The following is a 20,238-nucleotide window of genomic DNA, read 5'->3' on the forward strand; positions in this document are numbered from 1 at the left end:
CGTCATCCGCCCGCCGGCGGGGCCGCGTTTCCAGGGAGGACATGATGGCGCTGCCCGCTCTCTTGAAGGATTCGCTCGCGCTGCCCGTGGTGGGCTCGCCGCTCTTCATCGTCTCCGGACCAGAGCTGGTGATCGCCCAGTGCAAGGCGGGCGTCGTCGGCTCGTTTCCGGCGCTCAATGCCCGTCCGGTCGAGAAGCTCGACGAGTGGCTGAGCCGCATCGAGGACGAGCTCGGCCAATACAAATCGCTCAATCCGGGCAGGAAGGTCGCGCCCTACGCGGTCAACCAGATCTGCCACGCCTCCAACGACCGCCTGATGAAGGACATGGAGACCTGCGTGAAACATCGCGTCCCCATCATCATCACCTCGCTGCGGCCGCCGGCGGAGATCGTCGAGGCCGCGCATTCCTACGGCGGGCTGGTGTTCCACGACGTCATCAACGTCAAGCATGCGCGGAAAGCGGCTGAGCACGGCGTCGACGGCCTGATCCTGGTCTGCGCGGGCGCCGGCGGGCATGCCGGAACGCTGTCGCCCTTCGCGCTGGTGCGCGAGGTCAAGCAATGGTTCAAGGGCACGATCCTGCTGTCAGGCGCGATCAGCGACGGCTTCGGCATCGCCTCCGCGCTGACGCTGGGCGCCGACCTCGCCTATATCGGCACGCGCTTCATCGCGACCAGGGAAGCCAACGCCGACGAAGCCTACAAGGCCGCGCTGACGCAGCATGCCGCGCACGACATCGTCTACACCAACCTGTTCACCGGCGTGCACGGCAACTATCTCGGCCCCTCCATCGCCGCCGCGGGACTCGATCCGGACAATCTGCCGGTGGCCGACAAGACGAAGATGAATTTCGGCTCCGGCGGCAACACGAAATCAAAGGCCTGGCGCGACATCTGGGGTTCGGGCCAGGGCATCGGCCAGATCACCGACGCGCCGCCCGTGGCCGACCTGGTCGACCGGATGAAGGCGGAGTTCGATCAGGCCCGCCAGGATTTCCTGCTCCGCGCCAGCGCCTGACGTCTCGGATTGACAAGAAAAAACGGGAGGACACCATGAAGCTCGCGGCCGCATTGATCGGCATGTCGTTGCTGACGCTCGGCGCCGCCAGCGCCCACGCCGAGGGCAGCGCCGAGATCCGCATCGGGCAGACCCTGCCCTATAGCGGCCCGGCCTCCGGCTTCGGCGCGATCGGGCGGACACAGGAAGCGTTCTTCGAGAAGATCAATGCCGAAGGCGGCATCAGCGGCCGCAAGGTCAAGTTCATCACGCTGGACGACGCCTATTCGCCGCCGAAGACGGTCGAGCAGACCCGCAAGCTGGTCGAGCAGGACGAGGTGCTGATGATGTTCGGCTCGCTCGGCACCGCCACCAACAGCGCCGTGCAGCGCTATCTCAACGCCAAGAAGGTGCCGCAGCTGTTCGTGCTCTCGGGCGCCACAAAATGGGCCGAGCCGCAGAAGAATCCGTGGACGATGCCGGGGATGGCGGCCTACGAATCCGAGGGCGTGGTCTATGCCAAATACATTCTGCAGACCAAGCCCGACGCCAGGATCGCGATCCTGGCGCAGAACGACGATTTCGGTCGCGACTATGTCGCAGGCTTCAAGCGCGCGCTCGGAGCCAAGGCGGCAGGCATGATCATCGCGGAGCAGACCTACGAGACCAGCGCGCCGACGATCAGCTCGCAGCTCTCGACCCTGAAGGCCTCGGGCGCCAACGTGCTGTTCGGCGTCGTGCTCGGAAAGTTCACCTCGCAGATGGTCAAGGGCGTGGCCGAGATCGGCTGGAAGCCCGAGCTGTTCTTCGTGCCGACCTCGGCTTCGTCGATTTCGTTCCTGGAGCCGGCCGGGCTCGACAACGCCGTCGGCCTGATCTCGTCGAGCAACCAGAAGGATACAATGGACCCGCAATGGGCCAACGATCCCGGCGTGAGGGAGTATTTTGCCTTCATGAAGCAATACATGCCGAACGCCGACCTTTCCAACTCCAACTACGCGGCCGGCTACCACTATGCGACGCTGCTGATGACGGTGCTGAAGGCGTGCAAGGATGATGTCAGCCGCGACAACATCATGCGCCAGGCAGCCTCGCTGAAGGAGGTGAAGCTGCCGCTGCTGCTGCCAGGAATATCGGTTACGACCGGTCCCGACGATTATCTGCCGTTCCAGCAGCTTCAGCTCCGCCGCTTCAACGGCAAGAGCTGGGTCGGCTTCGGCGACGTGCTGGACGATCGCTAGGCTCGCGCGGGAAGGACACGCCATGATCATCAGCGGCGAGCGCCGGATCAGCTATGACGAGATCCAGTCACGCATCAGGCGGGCGGCAAGCGGATTCCGCGCCCTGGGCCTTGCCGAGGCCGCGCCGGTTGCGATGATGCTGCGCAACGACTTCGCCCTGTTCGAGGTGGTTGCTGCCTCTGCCGCCCTCGGCAGCCCGGTGGTGCCGATCAACTGGCACCTCAAGGCCGAGGAGGTCCGCTACATCCTGACCGACAGCGGCGCGAAGATCCTGGTCTGCCACGCCGACCTGCTGCCGCAGATTCGTGACGGCGTGCCGGAGGACGTCCGTCTTCTTGTGGTCCAGACGCCGCCCGAACTGGCGACAACGTTCGCCGTGCCCGCCGCGCTGACGCAAATCCCCGCCGGACTGACCGAATGGGACCGCTGGCGCGACGGCCAAGTGGAAGTTCAGGAACCGCCGCGCCGGGCCGCGGCAATGATCTACACGTCGGGCACGACCGGGATGCCGAAGGGCGTGCGGCGCATGCCGATGCAGCCCGAGCAGGCGGCCGCCTCCGAACGCGTCGGCGCCATCGCATATGGCATCAAGCCGCGGGACAACCAAATCGTGCTGATCAACGGGCCGATGTATCACTCGGCGCCGCATTCCTACGGCATGATGGCGTTCCGCAATGGCTGTACCATCATCCTCCAGCCGCGGTTCGATGCGGAGGAGCTGCTGGCGCTGATCGAGCGTCACCGGGTGACGCACATCCACATGGTCCCCACCATGTTCGTGCGGCTGCTGCGGCTGCCCGAGACCGTCAGGCGCCGCTACGACCTGTCGTCGCTGCGCTTCGTCGTGCACGGCGCTGCGCCCTGCCCGCCCGAGGTGAAGAAGTCGATGATCGATTGGTGGGGGCCGGTCATCAACGAGTATTTCGGCTCGACCGAGACCGGGATCCCGGTGTGGCACTCCGCCGAGGAGGCGCTGAAGAAGCCCGGCACCGTCGGCCGCGCCATCGAAGGCGGCATCGTCAGGATCTTCCGCGACGACGGCAGCCCGTGCAACGCCAACGAGGTCGGCGAAATCTACATGCGTCAGACAGCGGTGCCCGATTTCGATTATCACGGCAAGGCGCAGGCGCGCGCCGAGGCCGGGCGCGACGGCCTCGTCAGTGTCGGCGACGTCGGCTATCTCGACGAAGACGGCTATCTGTTTCTGTGCGACCGCAAGCGCGACATGGTGATATCGGGTGGCGTCAACATCTATCCCGCCGAGATCGAGAACGCGCTGATCGGCATGCCCGGCGTGCGCGATTGCGCCGTGTTCGGCATTCCCGACCCTGAATATGGCGAGCGGCTCTGTGCCTGCATCGAGCCCGACACCGGCGAGCAGCTCTCCGCCGCCTCAGTGCAGGCTTTTCTGCGCGAGCGGCTGGCGAACTTCAAGGTGCCGAAGGAGATCCGGTTCCTGGATGCGCTGCCCCGGGAGGCGACCGGAAAGATCTTCAAACGCAAGCTGCGCGATCCCTATTGGACCGGCCGCGGTCCGGACGGCGCTTAAACCTTCACCGGCCGGCGTCCCGCGCACGAGTGGAGGGCCAGGCCATATTCCGCCCGAGCAGGGCTGCATGCCTGCCTCGCTCGGGTCGGCAGCTTTTTGCGGGCGAGGAAACCGTATAGCGTTCGATCTCAGAGGAAACGCCGCGAAAGACGGCCAAGAGGTCGCGCATGCTCGACAAGATCAAGGATCTATCCGCCTGCGCCCAGGCCTGGCTCGATGAATTCGAGCGCGCGCTGGGCAGGCCCGATCTCGCCACGCTGGACCGCCTCTTCCTCGTCGACAGTTTTTGGCGCGACGTGTTGGCGCTGAGCTGGAACCTGCAAACAATCCCCGGCCACGAGACGATTGCGCAAGCGCTGACCGCGCTCGCGCCCAAGGCGGCACCGACCAACTTCAAGATCGCGCCGAACCGCGCGCCGCCGCGCTGGGTGACACGCGCCGGTACCAATAACATCGAAGCGATCTTCGATTTCGAAACCGCGACCGGGCGTGGCAGCGGTATCCTGCGGCTCATTCCCGACAGCGCTGACGGCGACCGCCTGAAGGCCTGGACATTGCTCACCGCGCTCGACGAGCTCAAAGGATTCGAGGAGCAGCTCGGCACGTCGCGACCGCGCGGCCAGGCTTATTCCCGCGATTTCCGCGGGCCGAACTGGCTCGATTTGCGCAACGCCTCGCGCGACTACGCCGATCGCGATCCGACCGTGCTGGTGGTCGGCGGCGGCCAGGCCGGGCTCGCGATCGCAGCACGGCTGAAGCAGCTCAAGGTCGACGCGCTGATCGTCGATCGCGAGATGAGGATCGGCGACAATTGGCGCAAGCGTTATCATGCGCTCACCCTGCACAACCAGGTGCAGGTCAATCACCTGCCCTACATGCCGTTCCCGCCGAACTGGCCGGTCTATATCCCCAAGGACAAGCTCGCCAACTGGTTCGAGGCCTACGTCGATGCCATGGAGCTGAACTTCTGGACCGGCACCGAATTCGCAGGCGGCGCCTATGACGAGGCGAAGGGACGCTGGACAGTCACACTGCGCCGCACCGACGGCAGCAAGCGGACCATGCATCCGCGTCATGTCATCATGGCAACCGGCGTCAGCGGCATCGCCAATATTCCTGATATTCCGACGCTCGACAATTTCAAGGGAACGCTGCTGCATTCCAGCCGCTACGAGGACGGCGAGAGCTGGACCGGCAAGCGCGCGATCGTCATCGGCACCGGCAACAGCGGCCACGACATCGCGCAGGACCTTCATTCCAGCGGCGCCGAAGTGACGCTGGTGCAGCGTTCGCCGACGCTGGTCACCAATATCGAACCCTCAGCACAGCTCGCTTATGCGACTTACAACGAAGGCACGCTCGAGGACAATGATTTGATCGCGGCCTCGATGCCGACGCCACTGGCGAAGAAGACGCACGTCATGCTGACCGAGCAATCGAAGCAGCTCGACAAGGAGCTGCTGGACGGCCTCTCCCACGTCGGCTTCAAGCTCGACTTCGGCGAGGCCGGCACCGGTTGGCAGTTCAAATACCTCACCCGCGGCGGCGGGTATTATTTCAACGTCGGCTGCTCCAACCTGGTCGTCGAGGGCGCGATCAAGCTCAGGCAGTTTGCCGACATCGAGGGCTTCGTCGAGGAGGGCGCACGGATGAAGGACGGCACGCTCCTTCCCGCCGACCTCATTGTGCTCTCGACCGGCTACAAGCCGCAGGAATATCTGGTGCGAAAACTGTTCGGCGAGGCCATCGCCGACCGCGTCGGGCCGATCTGGGGCTTTGGCGATGGTCTTGAGCTGCGCAACATGTACGCGCGCACCAGGCAGCCCGGGCTCTGGTTCATCGCCGGCAGCCTCGCCCAATGCCGGATCAACTCGAAATATCTCGCGCTGCAGATCAAGGCGATCGAGGAAAGGATCTTGGGGCGAATATAGCCGTCATTCCGGGCGCGCGTAGCGCGAGCCCGGAATGACAAGAGGAGAGATCAATGCCAGCCATTCTCGGCAGCGGCGAGCACCGCTACCGCGTTGTCGACAATTTCGCGAAACTGCCCGACGGCTGGCAGCTCACCGACGTCGCCTCCGTCGCGGTCGACAGCAAGGATCGTGTCTACGTCTTCAACCGCGGCGCCCACCCGATGGTGGTGCTCGACCGCGAGGGCAATTTCCTGCGCAGTTGGGGCGAAGGGCTGTTCTCGCGTGCACACGGGCTGCATATCGACGCCGACGACAATCTCTACTGCACCGATGACGGCGACCACACCGTGCGCAAATGCACCACGGACGGCAAGGTGCTGCTGACGATCGGCATCCCCGAGAAACCGGCGCCGTTCATGAGCGGCGAGCCCTTCCACCGCTGCACCCACACGGCGCTGTCGCCGAAGGGCGAGATCTACGTCTCCGACGGCTATGGCAATGCGCGCGTGCACAAGTTCACGCCGGACGGAAAGCTGCTCAAGAGCTGGGGCGAGCCGGGCACGGATCCCGGCCAGTTCAACATCGTGCACAATATTGCCACCGATGCCGATGGCTGGGTCTATGTGGCCGACCGCGAGAACCACCGGGTGCAGGTGTTCAATGGCGAGGGCAAATACGAAACCCAGTGGAACAATTTGCATCGGCCCTGCGCGCTGTGCTGCTGCGGACGGGCCAAGAGCCCGACCTTCGTGATCGGCGAGCTCGGCCCGGGCCTCGCCATCAACCGCAAGGTGCCTAATCTCGGCCCGCGGCTGTCGATCGTGGACGCCAAGGGCAAGCGCATCGCGCGCCTCGGCGGCGAGGAAGGGCCGGGTGTTGCGAGCGGAAAGTTCCTGGCGCCCCACGGCATCGCGCTGGATTCCAGGGGCGACATCTATGTCGGCGAGGTCGGCGTGACCAACTGGGACACCAGCTTTCCCGACGAGGAGATGCCGGCGGCGGTGCGCGCGACGCGGTGCTTGCAGAAGCTGGAGCGGGTACGGGAGTAGCTTCCGCAGCAGACCACCAGCCGCTGGTCACGGCGGTTCCTAGCCAGCCGCGTACCTCCTCCAAAACGCGGCTTTTTGAGCACTTTCGCCACCCCGGCGCCGCATTGCTTGCACCTGAATAAGTCGCTCAACGGGCTTCACAATCCCGTCACGCTGCATGTAGTATGTCAGTACATGCTGCTTCGCAGCGTATATTGGAGGCCGGGAGCGTTACTTGAACGCACATGTCTCGCAAGGCAGTTGGCCGGTGTTGGTGCTGAATGCGGACTTCCGGCCGCTGAGTTACTACCCGCTGTCTCTTTGGTCGTGGCAGGACGCGATCAAGGCGGTGTTCCTCGATCGCGTCAACATCGTCGCACATTACGATCAGGCGGTTCATAGCCCCACGCTGCAAATGCAGCTGCCGAGCGTCGTCTCGCTCAAATCCTTCGTCAAGCCGACCACCCATCCGGCCTTCACCCGGTTCAACGTCTTCCTGCGCGACCGTTTCGCCTGCCAGTATTGCGGCTCGCCCGAAGACTTGACCTTCGATCACATCATCCCGCGCAGCAAAGGCGGCCAGACCACCTGGGAGAACGTGGTCGCGGCATGCTCGCCGTGTAACCTGCGCAAGGGCAATCTCACGCCGGTGCAGGCAAAAATGTTTCCGCGCCAGCACGCCTTCGCCCCGACCGTGCACCAGCTTCACCGCAACGGCCGCCTGTTCCCGCCGAACTATCTGCACGATAGTTGGCTCGACTATCTGTACTGGGATACGGAGCTGGATCCGTAGGGTGTGGTCTCACGCCCCGATCGCATTCCGTGCCACCACGTCGCGATAGAACGCCGCGCTCAACTTCGGCAGCCTTGCCTGGCTCTCGAAATCGACCCGGTAGAGGCCGAAGCGCTTGCCGTAGCCGAAGATCCACTCGAAATTGTCCATCAGGCTCCAGAGGAAGTAGCCGCGGATCGGCACGCCCTCGGCGGTCGCGCGCTGCATCTGGGACAGATAGTTGCGCAGGAACATGATGCGGTCGAGGTCGTAGACCTGGCCGTCGGCAGCGATCTTGTCCTCGGACGAGGTGCCGTTCTCGCTGATATAGATATTCTCGATGCTCCAGATCTTTGCAGCGAGGCGCGGCGCCCAGTAGATCACTTCGGGGCCGATCCGCAGCCATTCCGAATTCATGTGCGGGAACGAGGTGGGGAACGGCAGCACGTGGAAGCCGGGCGCGCGATCGGAAGCCGTGACGTAATACTGCGGCGCGTAAATGTTGAGGCCGACGAAATCGTTCGGCGTGCCGATGATCTTCAGTTGCTCGGCGGTGAATTTCGGCGCATCCGCGCCGGCATAGGCCAAAAAGCCCTCGGTGTATTTGCCCTCCAGCACCACACCGAGGAAGCCGGCGTTGAGCTCGCGCGTCGCGATCTCGGCGGCGTGGATGCTTTCCGGCGTCGCGATCGCCGGCACGCAGGCGGCGATGTTCTCGGCCGGGCCGACGCGGGTGCCGGCGCGGCCGGAGGCGCGGATCGCCTGCACGGCAAGCCCGTGCGCCAAGGCGACGTGATGGCGCGCCTGGTTGAGCTGCGCGGTCGGCAGCTTGAGACCGGGCGCATCGATGCCCCAGCCATAGCCGAAATTCACGAAACGCCCGACCTCGTTCACGGTGAAGATATTCTTCACCCGATCGGTCAGACGCGCGGCGACATGCGCAGCGTAATCGGCAAAAGCCTTCGAGGTGTCGCTGGACGACCAGCTGCCGACGCGGTCCTGGAGCGCCTGCGGCAGGTCCCAATGATAGAGCGTCGCGTAAGGCTCGATGCCGTTCGCGAGCAGCTCGTCGACGAGACGGTCGTAGAAATCGAGCCCCTTGGGGTTGGGCTGGCCAAAACCTTCCGGAAACACGCGCGGCCACGCGATCGAGAAACGGTAGGCCTTGACGCCGAGCGCCTGGATCAGCGCGACGTCCTCCTTGTAGCGGTGATAGTGCTCGTTGGCGCGGTCGCCGGTCGAGCCGTCCTCGATCTTGCCGGGGATGTGGCTGAAAATGTCCCAGATCGACTTTCCGCGACCGTCCTCATCGACCGCGCCTTCGATCTGGTAGGACGAGGTCGCCGTGCCCCACAAAAAATCCTTCGGGAACGGCGTCGGCAGGTGGCGGTCGGTCGATGCGGACTTTTCATTCTCCGCGGCCCGGACACCTGCGGCTACGCCCAGCGCGGCGAGGCCCGTGAGCTTGGCAAAACGGCGCCGCGAGACATCGGCTGGCATCGCTATCTCCGTGCCAGCTCCAGATCGATCTGATAGACGGAAATCCGGTCGATCTCGAACGCGACACTCGCTGGCGATTCCGCATCGACCTGACTGACGCCCGGAAAAAACTTCGACCCGATCGCCAGATTGACGATCATGTACATGGGATCATCGAAGCCGATCGGCACCTTGATGTCGGAGACCGGCCTGCGGTCGATGAAATAGACCAGCCGATCCTCCTGCCACAGCACACCGTAATTGTGGAATACGCTCGAGGCGTCGCCGACCGCGAAATCGAAGCCGCAGGACTGGATCTTCTGGGTCGAGGGGATCCGCCAATGCGTCGTCATCACCAGATCTCCCGGCCGTTCGCCGCGGCCTTCCAGCACGTCGACCTCCGGCGGCCAGCCGCCGTCGTCCGCCAGCATCCAGAACGCCGGCCACACTGCGTGACCGACCGGCACCTTGGCGCGAATTTCGAAATAGCCGTGCTTCTGGGCGAATGTGCCCTGGGTCGTCAGGATGCCCGAGATGTACTCATTGTTGAACAGCACCGGCTTCAATTCCGGCGGGGTGCGGCTGGCGATGATCGATAGCACGCCGTCCTTCACCCTGAACGGATCGAGCCCGAGCGGCGCGGCCGCGCGGCCCGCATAGCGCGGGTCGACGTAGATCTGCTGCTCGCCATTGGCGCTGGTCTTGCGCTTGAAGTCGGAGCCGTCGCCGCCCCAATATCGCGCCTCCGGCCACGCCGCGCCGCCGGCATAATGCGGGACCCAACGTCCCGTCGACAGCGGATGCTCGTCGAAATCCTCGCTGAAAGTCCGGCGCAGCGGCAGGAACACCAGCGAAGCCGGATTGACCGTATCGAGCCGGCGACACGCGATGGTGGAAGGATCGGTCGTGACCTGCAGCGACATGCTCGCCGGCGCGCCATCGGGCTCATCCTGCGCCATACAAGGCGCGGGCAGCACGCCGAGGCCGATCGCAACCAGAGTGCCCCTCGTCCAACGGTCGATCATCACCGCACTCGAAGCTGCCACGACATGCGCAGAGGTTAGCTTATCCGTCTTCGCAGGGGCAACCGCGGCATCCAGCGCCGGCGGGCGATTTGAAAACCATTTCTCGCCTCCGCTCCGGGGCCATCGGGCGCTGGGAACCCGAAGCGCCCACGCCCGTTCAGAGTCAACGCCATGCGCTCGCATGCACGTTCCATCGAGCGCGTTTGTCCGCTGCAAGATGAGACAAGGGAAGACCCATGGCCGCAACCGAGAGTGATCATGTCTACAAGATCCTGGACCTCGTCGGATCGTCCGAAACCTCGATCGAGGACGCGATCAAGAACGCGATCAGCCGCGCCTCCAAGACCATCCGCGAGATGAAATGGTTCGAGGTGGTGCAGACGCGCGGCCACATCGAGAACGGCGCCGTGCGCCATTATCAGGTGACGCTGCGCGTCGGTTTCACGCTGGAGGGATGACGCGGCGGGCAGCAGACGGAACTGTCGCACTGCGGTAGCGTGGCTCCGCCGACGAGCCCTGGCGACATCGGCAATCCGTCCGGTTGATTACGGACCCCGCACAATCATCGCGGATTTTGCAATAGGCCGTTAAGGCGAAAGTGAGAGGTTTGCCCCAATTTGGAGCAAGCCCGATGGTCACCAGCCGCGAACTCGGCAAGGCGCGTCTTCCGCTCTGGGCGGCGGGCTTCGTTGCGCTGATTTGCGTGACGATCCTCGGCTTGAGCGCCTGGCGCGAATGGGAAGCTCGCAATGTCGACCTCAGGAACGCCGAGATCGACGTCGCCAACCTCGCACATTCACTGATCCAGCACGCGGACGATACGTTCGAGCTTGCCGATACGCTCCTGGTCGGGCTGGTCCACCGGCTCGAACTCGACGGAACCGGGCCCGACACCATCACAAAGCTCCAGGCCTATCTGCCGACACGCAAATCATCGGATCGCATTCGCGGCATCTTCGTCTATGACGCGACAGGCCGGTGGCTTGCCACGACCGAGCGCCTCGACTTCTCCAATCTCAACAACAGCGACCGGGAATATTTCCAGCGCCATCGCGCCTCCCCGGCAACGGGCACGCTGATCGGCCCGCCCGTCAAGAGCCGCTCCGGGGGCCAGTGGATCATCACGGCGTCCCGTCGGATCAACGATCACGACGGCGGCTTCGCCGGCGTTGCCCTGCTCACCATCGACGTCAGCTATTTCGTCAAATTCTACGAGCGGTTCGACGTCGGGCCGAACGGCTCGGTATCGCTGCTCAACAATGGCGGCATCATGCTGGCACGCAGCCGAGACGAGAGCGGCGCCTTCGTTGGACGCGACCTGTCCAATGCGCCCTTGTTCAAAAGCTGGCAAAGCCGCCCCGCCGAAGCGGTCTATTATTTCAAGTCGCCGCTCGATGGCGTGCAGCGCCTGAGCTACTACCAGCGCAGCAGCCGCTATCCACTGATGGTGCTGGCGAGCAAGTCCCGGGACGACGTGCTGGCCCCCTGGCGACGCGCCGCCGCCACGCGTATCACCTTCGTCGTCGGCCTCGTCCTGCTGATCGCGGTGATCGGCTCCTACCTGGTCCGTCAGCTTTGGCAGCGGCAGCGCATGGCGCAGGCCCTGGTCGCCAAGGAGGCCAATTTCCGCCTGCTGGCCGAGCAATCCAGCGACATGGTGACCCGGATCGGGCTGGATAACCGGCTGCTCTACGTCTCTCCGTCATGCGTGCGCATCACCGGCTGGACCGCCGAGGAACTGCTGAACTCGTCGGCCCTGGCCGGCATTCACGCCGACGACATGGAACGGGTCGAGCAGGCCATCACGGCACTGAAGAACGGCGAGGCCGAGGAAGCGCGGTTCGTCTATCGCCAGCGTCATCGCGAAAAAGGGGAGATCTGGGCGGAGGCGGCGCTGCACGTGACGGTGGCATCGGACAGCGGCGCGATCGACGGCGTCGTCGCGGTCGTGCGCGACATAACCGAGCAGAAGGATCTTCAGGACAAGCTCGCTTCGCTTGCGAGGACCGACGGCCTCACCGGCCTTGCCAACCGGCGCGCATTCGACGAACGCCTCACTGAGGAATGGGCGCGCGCCCGGCGCGACGGCACGCAGCTTTCGCTCCTGCTGATCGACGTCGATCATTTCAAGAAATTCAACGACCATTACGGGCATCTGGCGGGCGACGGGTGCCTGCGCGCGCTGGGCCGGATCCTGTCCGCCCAGGCCAGGCGCCCCGCCGACCTCGCGGCGCGCTACGGCGGCGAGGAATTCGCCGTGTTGTTGCCGAACACCGGCCCGGATGGCTGCGTGGAGGTCGCAGAAGCGGTCCGCCAGGCGCTGCACGATCTTGCCATGCTGCATGCGCAAAATCCGCCCTCCCGGCTGGTCACGGTAAGCGTCGGCGCCGCAACCGGGGTTCCGTCCCTGACCTCCACGGACTTCAGCACGCTGGTCGCTGCGGCTGACCGTGCGCTCTATGCCGCGAAGGACAGCGGCCGCGATCGGCTGGTGATGTCCGGACAGGTCGTGCCCTGGCCCGCGAAGACCGCGTGACGGGACCCACCTCGACCTCGCTTGCGCACCGATTTCCGAATGGCTACATCCAGACCCGACATTGGCTTGCCGCCGATCTCGAGAAATCAGTTGCATGCGGTCTTCCGCATCGCGAGGGGATGTGGACGGGACTGCGTTGAACGGAAGCACGGCGGCGGACATTCCCGGGCGCGGTCCGGAGGCGCTCGCGCAGTTGCGGGCCATGACGGTCGACATTTGTGAGGTCATTCCGCGCACCGCGGAGGACGACTTCCATGTCACTACGGTGACGAGGATGACCCGCAACGCCCTGCTGATCGACACGCGTGCCACCGACCAGGACTATGACCGCACGCCCGCGCACGTCGCCCGCGGCGTCATGGATCATTTTCAGATCACCCTCTGCGTCGAGGGCGAGATGCAGTTCAGCTCGGGCCGGCGCGAGGTCACGCTGCGGCCCGGCGACATCGTTCTGATCGACATGGCGCAGCCAAACCGGACCGCGCTGCGCGCCGCGGGCAGCCGCACCCATCTGATGTCGATCGTGCTGCAACGCGCGATTTTGGCGCCGCGGCTCGCCCATTCGGATGCGGCGACGGCAACCCTGCTGCCGTCGGATCATCCTCATGCACGCCTGCTCGCTAGCCACTACGCCGCGCTTGCCCTGCCGTCCGAGCCCGGGACGGACACCGCGACCGGCCATGCCGAAGCCACGGTCGAGGCGATCGCCGATCTCGTGGCGGCCGCCGCCGGCGGGACGGCGGAGATCGTCGCGGGCCTCGAGCGCGCCGAGCGGCACCTCTACCTCACGATGATCAAGCGCCGCATCGCGAACAATCTCGAAACCGATGCGCTCACCAGCGAAGAGCTCTGCCGCCACTTCCAGATCTCGCGCGCGACCCTCTACCGGATGTTCGAGGCCGAGGGCGGGCTTGCGCATTATGTGCGGGAGCAGCGGCTCAATCTCGCGTTTCGGCGCTTGATATCGCCATCCACGCAGGACGGCCGCCTGATCGAGCTCGCCGTCGACATGCGCTTCAGCAGCGATTCCACCTTCATCCGCGCGTTCCGTCGCAAGTTCGGCCTGACGCCGGGCGAATTGAGGGAATTGGCCGACACGTGGCTGCGCGAGACCGGAGCGGTGCCGGCCGTCGACACGGTGCTGCATCAACTGGCGCGGCGGCGCGCATCGCAGCCCTAGCCAGCACCTGATTTGTCGCCCGCGTTCCGGCGGGATATGACTCACGCCAGGGCCGGATGTTCGGCCAATGCGCGAGCGTCGCCGTGACTGATGCCATCAAGCTCGTCCTCTTCGACATGGACAATGTCCTCTGCGACTACGACAGGGCGACGCGCGTCGCCTATCTGGCGGAGCTTGCGGGGACCAGCAGCGAAGCCGTCCACAACGCGATCTGGGACAGCGGATTCGAGCTGCTCGGCGACTCCGGCGCACTCGAGGCCGCCGACTATCTGCGAGGTTTTGGCGAACGCATCGGCTATCCCCTCTCGCTCGATGAGTGGGTGGAAGCCCGGCGTCGTTCGATGCAGGCCGATCGCGCGATGCTGGACGTTGCCGGTAGCCTGCGAAACACCGTCGATATTGCCGTCCTGACCAACAATACCACGCTGGTCGCCGACCACATCGATACGCTGCTGCCGGAATTGCGCCCGTTGTTCGGCTCCCGGATCTACACCTCGGCCCAATTCAAGACGGCCAAGCCGGACCCGCACTGCTATCGCCTCTGCCTCTCGGAGCTCGGCGTGAGGCCGCAGACCGCTCTGTTCGTCGACGATCTCGCAGCCAACGTCGCCGGCGCGCGAGAGGCGGGCCTGTTCGCGCATCAGCACACGTCCGTGGAGACATTCAGGCAGGCTTTGTCGGAGCACGGCCTGCTTCTCGGATGAATGTACGTAGGGTGAGCAAAGGCGCGACAGCGCCGTGCCCACGTCTTCAGAATCGTGGGCACGCTTCGCTTTGCCCACCCTACAGGTTCTGAACTCGCTTTCGGAGCCTCAAGCCAGATGACACGCCACGAAGTGGCCGCCCGCCCCTTCCTTCAGCACGGGCGCGCTTTCCGCGCAGCGCGGCTGGGCGATCGGGCAGCGGGTGTGGAAGTGACAGCCCGACGGCGGCTTCATCGGGCTCGGCACGTCGCCCTTGAGGCGGATGCGCTCACGCTTGAGCTTTGGATCGGGCACCGGCACCGCCGACAGCAACGCCCTGGTGTAGGGATGCTGCGGGTTGCGGTAGAGATCGCTTGCTTTCGCCAGCTCGACGATCCGGCCGAGATACATCACCGCGACGCGGTCGGAGATGTGCTCGACCACCGAGAGGTCGTGCGCGACGAAGAGATAGGTGAGGTTCAGCTCGGCCTGGAGGTCTTCCAGCAGATTGATGACCTGGGCCTGGATCGACACGTCGAGCGCCGAGACCGGCTCGTCGCAGACGATCAGCTTCGGCTCGACCGCGAGCGCGCGCGCGATCACGATGCGCTGGCGCTGGCCGCCGGAGAATTCGTGCGGATAGCGCCGCATGTGCTCGGCCTTGAGCCCGACCTTGACCAGCAGGCCCGCGACGCGCTCCTCGCGCTCCTTGGCGGAGGTCGCAAGGTTATGGATGGTGAAGGCCTCGCCGAGGATCGCGCCGACCGTCATGCGCGGATTGAGCGAGGCGAACGGATCCTGGAACACTAGCTGCATGTTGCGGCGCATCGCGCGCAGATCGTTGCCGCCGAGGCTGCGCACGTCCTGGCCGTCGAATGTGACCTCGCCGTCGGTCGGCTCGATCAGGCGCAGCACGCAGCGTCCCGTCGTCGACTTGCCGCAGCCGGATTCACCGACGAGACCGAGCGTCTCGCCGCGATTGACCGAGAACGACACGCCGTCGACCGCATAGACGGTCCCGACCTGGCGCGACAGCAGGCCGCCGAGCACGGGGAAATGCTTCTTCAGATTGGAGACTTGCAGCAAGGGTTCGCTCATGCCGCGCCTCCCAGATTTGTATCGCCGAGATGACAGGCCATGCGATGGCCGGGTGCGATCTCGCGCAGCAGCGGCTCCTTCTCGGTGCAGACGTTCATGGCGAACTTGCAGCGCGGCGCAAAGCGGCAGCCGACCGGCGGATTGATCAGGATCGGCACCGAGCCGCCGATCGCCTCGAGCCGCGTCTTGTGCTCGCTGTCGAGGTCGATGCGCGGGATCGAGCGGATCAACCCTTGCGTATAGGGATGACCTGGATGGCCGAACAGATCGTCGACCGGCGCTTCCTCGACCACCTTGCCGGCATACATCACGACGACGCGCTGCGCGGTTTCGGCGACGACGCCCATGGCATGGGTGATCAGCATCACCGCCATGCCGAAGCGCTCCTTCATGTCCTGGAGCAGGTCCAGGATCTGGGCCTGGATGGTCACGTCGAGCGCAGTGGTGGGCTCGTCGGCGATGATCAGCTTCGGCTTGCAGGCGAGCGCCATCGCGATCATCACGCGCTGGCGCATGCCGCCGGAGAACTGGTGCGGGTAGTTGTGCACCCGGCCCTCGGCGTTGGGGATCTGCACCAGCTTCAGCATCTCGATGGTGCGATCGAGCGCCTGCTTCCTGGTCACGGCCTCGTGGCGGCGCAGGCTTTCGGCGATCTGCTCGCCGACGGTGAGCACCGGGTTGAGCGAGGTCATCGGCTCCTGGAAGATGAAGCCGATCTCCTTGGCCCTGATCTCGTCGAGCTCGTTGCTGGTCAGCGGCACGAGATCGCGCCCCTCGAAGATGATCTGACCCGCCGCGATGCGGCCCGGCGGCATCGCGATCAGCTTCAGGATCGACATCGCGGTGACGGTCTTGCCGCAGCCGGATTCGCCGACCACGCAGAGCGTCTCGCCCCGGTTGATGGAGATGTCGACGCCGTCGACGGCCTGGAGGATGCCGTCGTCCGTGGAGAAGTGGGTCTTCAGTCCCTTGATCTCGAGCAGCGGCGCCATCAGATCACCCGTCGCGCATCGAGCGCGTCACGCAGGCCGTCGCCGATGAAGTTGATGGCGACCACCGCGATGAAGATCGCGCCGCCCGGGAACAGCGCCCAGTGCGGGCCGATGTCGAGAAAGTCCTTGGCATCATACAGCAGCCGACCCCAGGTCGGCGTGTCGGGCGGGAAGCCGAGGCCGAGGAAGGACAGCGTCGATTCCGCGATGATCGCGGCGGCGACGTCGATGGTGCCGGCGATGATCACCGGACCGAGCGCATTGGGCAGGATGTGACGCACCACCTGCCGCACCGGGCTCGCCCCGAGCGCCCGCGCGGCCTCGACGAATTCCTTCTCGCGGATCGACAGGAACTGGGCGCGCACGAGCCGCGCCACCGGCATCCAGCGCAGGCCGCCGATCACGAGCACGATCAGGATGAAGATGCCGCCCTCCGGACCGAACGCGGCCTTCAGACCGTCGCGGAACAGATAGATCAGCAGCAGCAGCAGCGGCAATTGCGGCAGCGACAGGAAGAGGTCGGTCAGCCACATCAACCCGTGGCCGAGCGCACCGCGCGACATGCCGGCGAGCGCGCCGATCAACACACCGACGAAGACCGAGACCAGCATCGCGGCGAGGCCGACCGCGAGCGAGATGCGCCCGCCATAGATCATGCGGGCGAGGATGTCCTGCCCGAGATCGTCGGTGCCGAAGGGATGCGCCGGCGAAGGCCCCTGCATGCCTGCGACGATGTCGATGTCGTCGATCTTGACGCGCCAGATGAAGGGGCCGAGCACCACCGCCAGGATCAGAACGAGCAGCAGGAACGCGCTGACCACGGCAAGCTTGTGGCGGCTGTAGCGCCGCCACGTCTCGCGCCAGGGCGAGTAGACGCGCCGCTCAGCGGAGGGAGATGCGAGGGTCAAGCCAGCCATAAAGCACGTCCGCGATGAGATTGAACAGCACGACCAGACACGCGAAGACGAAGGTGACGGCCATCACCACCGGCGTGTCGTTGGAAAGGATCGAGGAGATCAGCAGCGAGCCGATGCCGGGAATGCGGAAGATCTGCTCGGTGACGATGGCGCCGCCGAACACCGCGGGCATTTGCAGCGCGATCAACGTCACGACCGGAATCATGGCGTTGCGCATGACATGCTTGACGATGACCTTGGCCTGCCCGAGCCCCTTGGCGCGGGCGGTGGTGACATAGTCCAGCCGGATCACGTCCAGCATCGCCGAGCGCACGAAACGCGTCATCGACGCCGCCTGGAACAAGCCGAGCACCGCCACCGGCATGATCGCCTGACGGATCATCTCCAGCACCCAGTGGATGCCGGTGCCCTTGATGTCGGTGGTGTAGACGAACGGCAGCCAGTCCAGCGTGACCGAGAAGATCAGGATGAACAGGATGCCGGTGAAGAACGTCGGCAGCGAGAAGCCGACGAAGGCGAGTGTGTTGGCGATCTGGTCGAACAGCGAATAGGGCTTCGTGGCGGCGTAGACGCCGACCGGAATCGCGATCAGCAGCGCCAGGATCTGCGCCGAGCCGATCACGTAGAGCGTGGCCGGCAGGCGCTGCAGGATGAGCGTGTCGACGTTCATCCGGCTGACGAAGGAGAAGCCCCAGTCGCCGTGCAGCATGGCGTTGAGCCAGTGCAGGTAGCGAAGGTGGATCGGATCGTCGAGGCCGAACTTGGCCCGGAGCGCCGCCTGTACCTCGGGCGGCACGTTCGGGTTGGTCGCCAGCTCGGAAAACGGATCGCCGGGCGCGAGCGCGAGCACGACGAACAGCACGACCGAGATTCCGAGCAGGCTCGGAATCGCGATCATCAGGCGACGCAGGACGTATTGGCTCATGAGGGAAGGCCCCGTCTAGAGTTGGGGGATCATTCCTCGCGGTACCAGTCGAACAGATTGTCGGTTTCGTTGGCCCAGCCGGACACGACCGGGCGCAGATTGTTGGCCGCCGCCTCGACCTTGAGGCGATGCTGCACCGGGATGAACACGGTGTCCTGGTACATCAGGTCGTTGGCCTTGATGTAGAGCGCAGCGCGCTTGACCGGATCCATCTCGCCGTCCGCAGCCTGGATGGTTGCGTCGTACTCCTTGTTGACCCAGCGCGGGAAGTTGGTGCCCTGCCACTTGTTCTCCTTGGTGGCGACGAGGGTCGAGAGGTAGCGACGCATGTGCTGCGACGGATCGGGCTGGCTCAGCGGGATCTGGAACATCTCCATGTCGGCGTAGAACTTGGAATAGGTATCGGGATTGCCGACGTCGGACGAGAAGAACACGGAGGCGACGACCGACTTCAGCTCGACGTCGATGCCCGCCTTCTGGCAGGCCTGCTTGACGATTGCCTGGGTCTTCTGGCGCGGACCATTGATCGAGGTCTGGTAGAGCAGCTTCAGCTTCTTGCCGTCCTTCTCGCGGATGCCGTCGGCGCCCGGCTTCCAGCCGGCCTCGTCGAGGATCTTCGAGGCCTTCTCGATGCTGAACTCCCACGAGGTGTTCTTGGAGACGAACTTTTCGGGACCGTTGAGGAAGTTGGCCGTGGTGCGGCCGGCGCGACCATAGATCGCCTTCTTGACCGACTCGCGATCGATCAGCAGCGAGAGCGCCTTGCGCACCGCCGGATCCGAGAACAGCGGGTGCTTGGTCTTGATTGAGGAGCGTTCGCCATCGACCTCGGTGTTGGGATCGGTGAAGTTCAGCGCGATGAACTCGGTGTCGCCACCGACCGCATAGACGGTCTTGCCCTTGCCGCCCTTCTCCAGACGCAACAGCACGTCGTCCTCGACCTGGATGTTCCAGCCGAAATCGTATTCGCCGGTCTGGATCACCGCGCGCGCGGCCGAGACGGCGTCGCCGCCGCCCTTCATCTCGACCGAGTCGAAATAGGGGCGGTTCGGCATGTGATAATCGGGGTTGAGCACGCCGCGGACGAGGTCGCCCGGCTTGAACTCGACGAACTTGTAGGGGCCGGTACCGACCGGCGAGAGGTTGGTCGGCGCCTCCCGCGATTTGGACCCCATATAGTCCTTGAACAGATGTTTCGGGATAATGGTGTTGGGCGCACCGACGAAGGCGTCGGCCCAGAACGGCGTCGGCTTGTTGAAGAGGATGCGGACCGTGAGGTCATCCACTTTCTCCACCGTGATGTCGCGGAGCGTCGCGATCGTCAGCGCGGAGGTCGCGGGATCCTTGGCGTATTCCCAGTTGAACACGACGTCGTCGGCCGTGAACGGCGCGCCGTCATGCCATTTAACGCCGGGCTTGAGCTTCCAGGTCACCGACTTGCCGTCGGCGGCCAGGCCGCCGTTCTGGATCGAGGGAATTTCGGCGGCTAGAACCAGCTTCATGTTGCCGTCGGGATCCCAACAGGCCAGCGGCTCGTAGAACAAGCGCGCACCGTCCTGGTCCTTGGTGCCGGTGGCGAAATGCGGATTGAGCAAGGTCGGGCCCTGCCACCACAGCAGCTTCAGCGCACCACCGCCGCCACGCTTGGTCGGCTTGTAGGTCGAGGCGCCCTCGGCCATGGCGACGCCGCCGAGCGCGAGGATCTGGTTGGCCAGCGGGGCAGTGAGACCGACCGCGGCCATGCGCGTGATGAAGGCGCGGCGATCCATCCGTCCGTCCTTCACCTGGCCGATCATCGAACGCAGTTCTTTATCCAGCATGGTTGTCCCCCGTCTGGTTCCCATCGTGATGAAGACGGCCGTCAGAGGCGGCCGCCCAATTAGCTGGCAGTAGATGGCACAC

General features: G+C 64.9%; 17 protein-coding genes. 10 read left to right on the top strand and 7 right to left on the bottom strand.

Annotated features, from left to right (window positions below):
• Window positions 1-44: 44 nt before the first annotated feature.
• The 6 genes from A3AS_RS0103805 to A3AS_RS0103830 all read left to right on the top strand — a co-directional run bounded on the left by A3AS_RS0103805 (window position 45) and on the right by A3AS_RS0103830 (window position 7,522).
• Window positions 45-1,019 carry a nitronate monooxygenase family protein gene (locus A3AS_RS0103805; protein ID WP_026201640.1) on the top strand — a complete coding sequence of 325 codons (975 nt, stop codon included), beginning with the start codon at window positions 45-47 and terminating at the stop codon, window positions 1,017-1,019.
• 35 nt (window positions 1,020-1,054) lie between these two features.
• The gene (locus tag A3AS_RS0103810; RefSeq protein ID WP_018316276.1) at window positions 1,055-2,239 is read left to right on the top strand and encodes an ABC transporter substrate-binding protein; all 1,185 of its coding nucleotides are present in this window, start codon (window positions 1,055-1,057) and stop codon (window positions 2,237-2,239) included.
• Window positions 2,240-2,261: 22 nt separating this feature from the next.
• A complete protein-coding gene (locus A3AS_RS0103815; RefSeq protein WP_018316277.1) occupies window positions 2,262-3,788 on the top strand; it encodes an acyl-CoA synthetase in 1,527 nt (508 codons plus the stop codon).
• A 167-nt stretch (window positions 3,789-3,955) separates the two neighbouring features.
• On the top strand, window positions 3,956-5,719 hold the full coding sequence (locus A3AS_RS0103820) for an NAD(P)/FAD-dependent oxidoreductase (protein WP_018316278.1): 1,764 nt from the start codon (window positions 3,956-3,958) through the stop codon (window positions 5,717-5,719).
• 53 nt (window positions 5,720-5,772) lie between these two features.
• Window positions 5,773-6,750 (top strand): peptidyl-alpha-hydroxyglycine alpha-amidating lyase family protein, encoded by a 978-nt coding sequence (locus tag A3AS_RS0103825; RefSeq protein WP_018316279.1) that lies wholly within the window; start codon window positions 5,773-5,775, stop codon window positions 6,748-6,750.
• A gap of 214 nt (window positions 6,751-6,964) precedes the next feature.
• Window positions 6,965-7,522, top strand: a complete 558-nt coding sequence (locus A3AS_RS0103830) for an HNH endonuclease (RefSeq protein WP_018316280.1) — start codon at window positions 6,965-6,967, stop codon at window positions 7,520-7,522.
• A 9-nt stretch (window positions 7,523-7,531) separates the two neighbouring features.
• On the opposite strand, the gene A3AS_RS0103835 is transcribed toward A3AS_RS0103830, so the two are convergent.
• Together A3AS_RS0103835 and A3AS_RS0103840 are read right to left on the bottom strand one after the other, a co-directional pair.
• Entirely contained in the window at window positions 7,532-9,001 is a 1,470-nt protein-coding gene (locus tag A3AS_RS0103835; RefSeq protein WP_018316281.1) for a GH1 family beta-glucosidase, read from the bottom strand.
• Between the two features lie 2 nt (window positions 9,002-9,003).
• Complete coding sequence (locus A3AS_RS0103840) at window positions 9,004-10,005, bottom strand: family 16 glycosylhydrolase (protein WP_018316282.1); 1,002 nt, start codon at window positions 10,003-10,005, stop codon at window positions 9,004-9,006.
• Between the two features lie 236 nt (window positions 10,006-10,241).
• Between A3AS_RS0103840 and A3AS_RS0103845 the strand changes: the two genes are divergently transcribed.
• The 4 genes from A3AS_RS0103845 (at window position 10,242) to A3AS_RS0103860 (ending at window position 14,425) form a co-directional block, all read left to right on the top strand.
• Window positions 10,242-10,463 (top strand): dodecin, encoded by a 222-nt coding sequence (locus A3AS_RS0103845; protein ID WP_018316283.1) that lies wholly within the window; start codon window positions 10,242-10,244, stop codon window positions 10,461-10,463.
• A 173-nt stretch (window positions 10,464-10,636) separates the two neighbouring features.
• Window positions 10,637-12,541, top strand: coding sequence for a sensor domain-containing diguanylate cyclase (locus tag A3AS_RS0103850; protein ID WP_018316284.1), 1,905 nt, complete (start codon window positions 10,637-10,639; stop codon window positions 12,539-12,541).
• Window positions 12,542-12,677: 136 nt separating this feature from the next.
• A complete protein-coding gene (locus A3AS_RS0103855; RefSeq protein ID WP_018316285.1) occupies window positions 12,678-13,721 on the top strand; it encodes a helix-turn-helix domain-containing protein in 1,044 nt (347 codons plus the stop codon).
• A gap of 56 nt (window positions 13,722-13,777) precedes the next feature.
• Window positions 13,778-14,425 carry an HAD-IA family hydrolase gene (locus A3AS_RS0103860; RefSeq protein WP_018316286.1) on the top strand — a complete coding sequence of 216 codons (648 nt, stop codon included), beginning with the start codon at window positions 13,778-13,780 and terminating at the stop codon, window positions 14,423-14,425.
• A 108-nt stretch (window positions 14,426-14,533) separates the two neighbouring features.
• Here the strand turns inward: A3AS_RS0103860 and A3AS_RS0103865 are convergent, their stop codons facing one another.
• From A3AS_RS0103865 to A3AS_RS0103885, 5 genes are read right to left on the bottom strand one after another with little or no spacing between them, the layout of a single operon-like run.
• Window positions 14,534-15,502, bottom strand: a complete 969-nt coding sequence (locus A3AS_RS0103865; protein WP_018316287.1) for an ABC transporter ATP-binding protein — start codon at window positions 15,500-15,502, stop codon at window positions 14,534-14,536.
• The gene (locus A3AS_RS0103870; protein ID WP_018316288.1) at window positions 15,499-16,494 is read right to left on the bottom strand and encodes an ABC transporter ATP-binding protein; all 996 of its coding nucleotides are present in this window, start codon (window positions 16,492-16,494) and stop codon (window positions 15,499-15,501) included. The genes A3AS_RS0103865 and A3AS_RS0103870 overlap by 4 nt, the downstream gene beginning before the upstream one ends.
• Window positions 16,494-17,411 carry an ABC transporter permease gene (locus tag A3AS_RS0103875; RefSeq protein WP_018316289.1) on the bottom strand — a complete coding sequence of 306 codons (918 nt, stop codon included), beginning with the start codon at window positions 17,409-17,411 and terminating at the stop codon, window positions 16,494-16,496. The genes A3AS_RS0103870 and A3AS_RS0103875 overlap by 1 nt, the downstream gene beginning before the upstream one ends.
• Window positions 17,377-18,336 carry an ABC transporter permease gene (locus tag A3AS_RS0103880; RefSeq protein WP_018316290.1) on the bottom strand — a complete coding sequence of 320 codons (960 nt, stop codon included), beginning with the start codon at window positions 18,334-18,336 and terminating at the stop codon, window positions 17,377-17,379. The genes A3AS_RS0103875 and A3AS_RS0103880 overlap by 35 nt, the downstream gene beginning before the upstream one ends.
• A gap of 29 nt (window positions 18,337-18,365) precedes the next feature.
• Entirely contained in the window at window positions 18,366-20,156 is a 1,791-nt protein-coding gene (locus A3AS_RS0103885; RefSeq protein ID WP_018316291.1) for a peptide ABC transporter substrate-binding protein, read from the bottom strand.
• Window positions 20,157-20,238: the final 82 nt, after the last annotated feature.

This window comes from Bradyrhizobium sp. WSM2793, assembly GCF_000379585.1.
Taxonomy (GTDB): Bacteria; Pseudomonadota; Alphaproteobacteria; order Rhizobiales; family Xanthobacteraceae; genus Bradyrhizobium.

What these genes read in the sequence shown, in the direction of transcription:
- A3AS_RS0103875 (WP_018316289.1), bottom strand. Translation starts at nt 17,411, where the DNA reads ATGGCTGGCTTGACCCTCGCATCTCCCTCCGCTGAGCGGCGCGTCTAC.
- A3AS_RS0103880 (WP_018316290.1), bottom strand. Translation starts at nt 18,336, where the DNA reads ATGAGCCAATACGTCCTGCGTCGCCTGATGATCGCGATTCCGAGCCTG.
- A3AS_RS0103810 (WP_018316276.1), top strand. Translation starts at nt 1,055, where the DNA reads ATGAAGCTCGCGGCCGCATTGATCGGCATGTCGTTGCTGACGCTCGGC.
- A3AS_RS0103860 (WP_018316286.1), top strand. Translation starts at nt 13,778, where the DNA reads ATGTTCGGCCAATGCGCGAGCGTCGCCGTGACTGATGCCATCAAGCTC.
- A3AS_RS0103850 (WP_018316284.1), top strand. Translation starts at nt 10,637, where the DNA reads ATGGTCACCAGCCGCGAACTCGGCAAGGCGCGTCTTCCGCTCTGGGCG.
- A3AS_RS0103815 (WP_018316277.1), top strand. Translation starts at nt 2,262, where the DNA reads ATGATCATCAGCGGCGAGCGCCGGATCAGCTATGACGAGATCCAGTCA.
- A3AS_RS0103870 (WP_018316288.1), bottom strand. Translation starts at nt 16,494, where the DNA reads ATGGCGCCGCTGCTCGAGATCAAGGGACTGAAGACCCACTTCTCCACG.
- A3AS_RS0103885 (WP_018316291.1), bottom strand. Translation starts at nt 20,156, where the DNA reads ATGCTGGATAAAGAACTGCGTTCGATGATCGGCCAGGTGAAGGACGGA.
- A3AS_RS0103820 (WP_018316278.1), top strand. Translation starts at nt 3,956, where the DNA reads ATGCTCGACAAGATCAAGGATCTATCCGCCTGCGCCCAGGCCTGGCTC.
- A3AS_RS0103865 (WP_018316287.1), bottom strand. Translation starts at nt 15,502, where the DNA reads ATGAGCGAACCCTTGCTGCAAGTCTCCAATCTGAAGAAGCATTTCCCC.
- A3AS_RS0103805 (WP_026201640.1), top strand. Translation starts at nt 45, where the DNA reads ATGGCGCTGCCCGCTCTCTTGAAGGATTCGCTCGCGCTGCCCGTGGTG.
- A3AS_RS0103845 (WP_018316283.1), top strand. Translation starts at nt 10,242, where the DNA reads ATGGCCGCAACCGAGAGTGATCATGTCTACAAGATCCTGGACCTCGTC.
- A3AS_RS0103835 (WP_018316281.1), bottom strand. Translation starts at nt 9,001, where the DNA reads ATGCCAGCCGATGTCTCGCGGCGCCGTTTTGCCAAGCTCACGGGCCTC.
- A3AS_RS0103825 (WP_018316279.1), top strand. Translation starts at nt 5,773, where the DNA reads ATGCCAGCCATTCTCGGCAGCGGCGAGCACCGCTACCGCGTTGTCGAC.
- A3AS_RS0103840 (WP_018316282.1), bottom strand. Translation starts at nt 10,005, where the DNA reads ATGATCGACCGTTGGACGAGGGGCACTCTGGTTGCGATCGGCCTCGGC.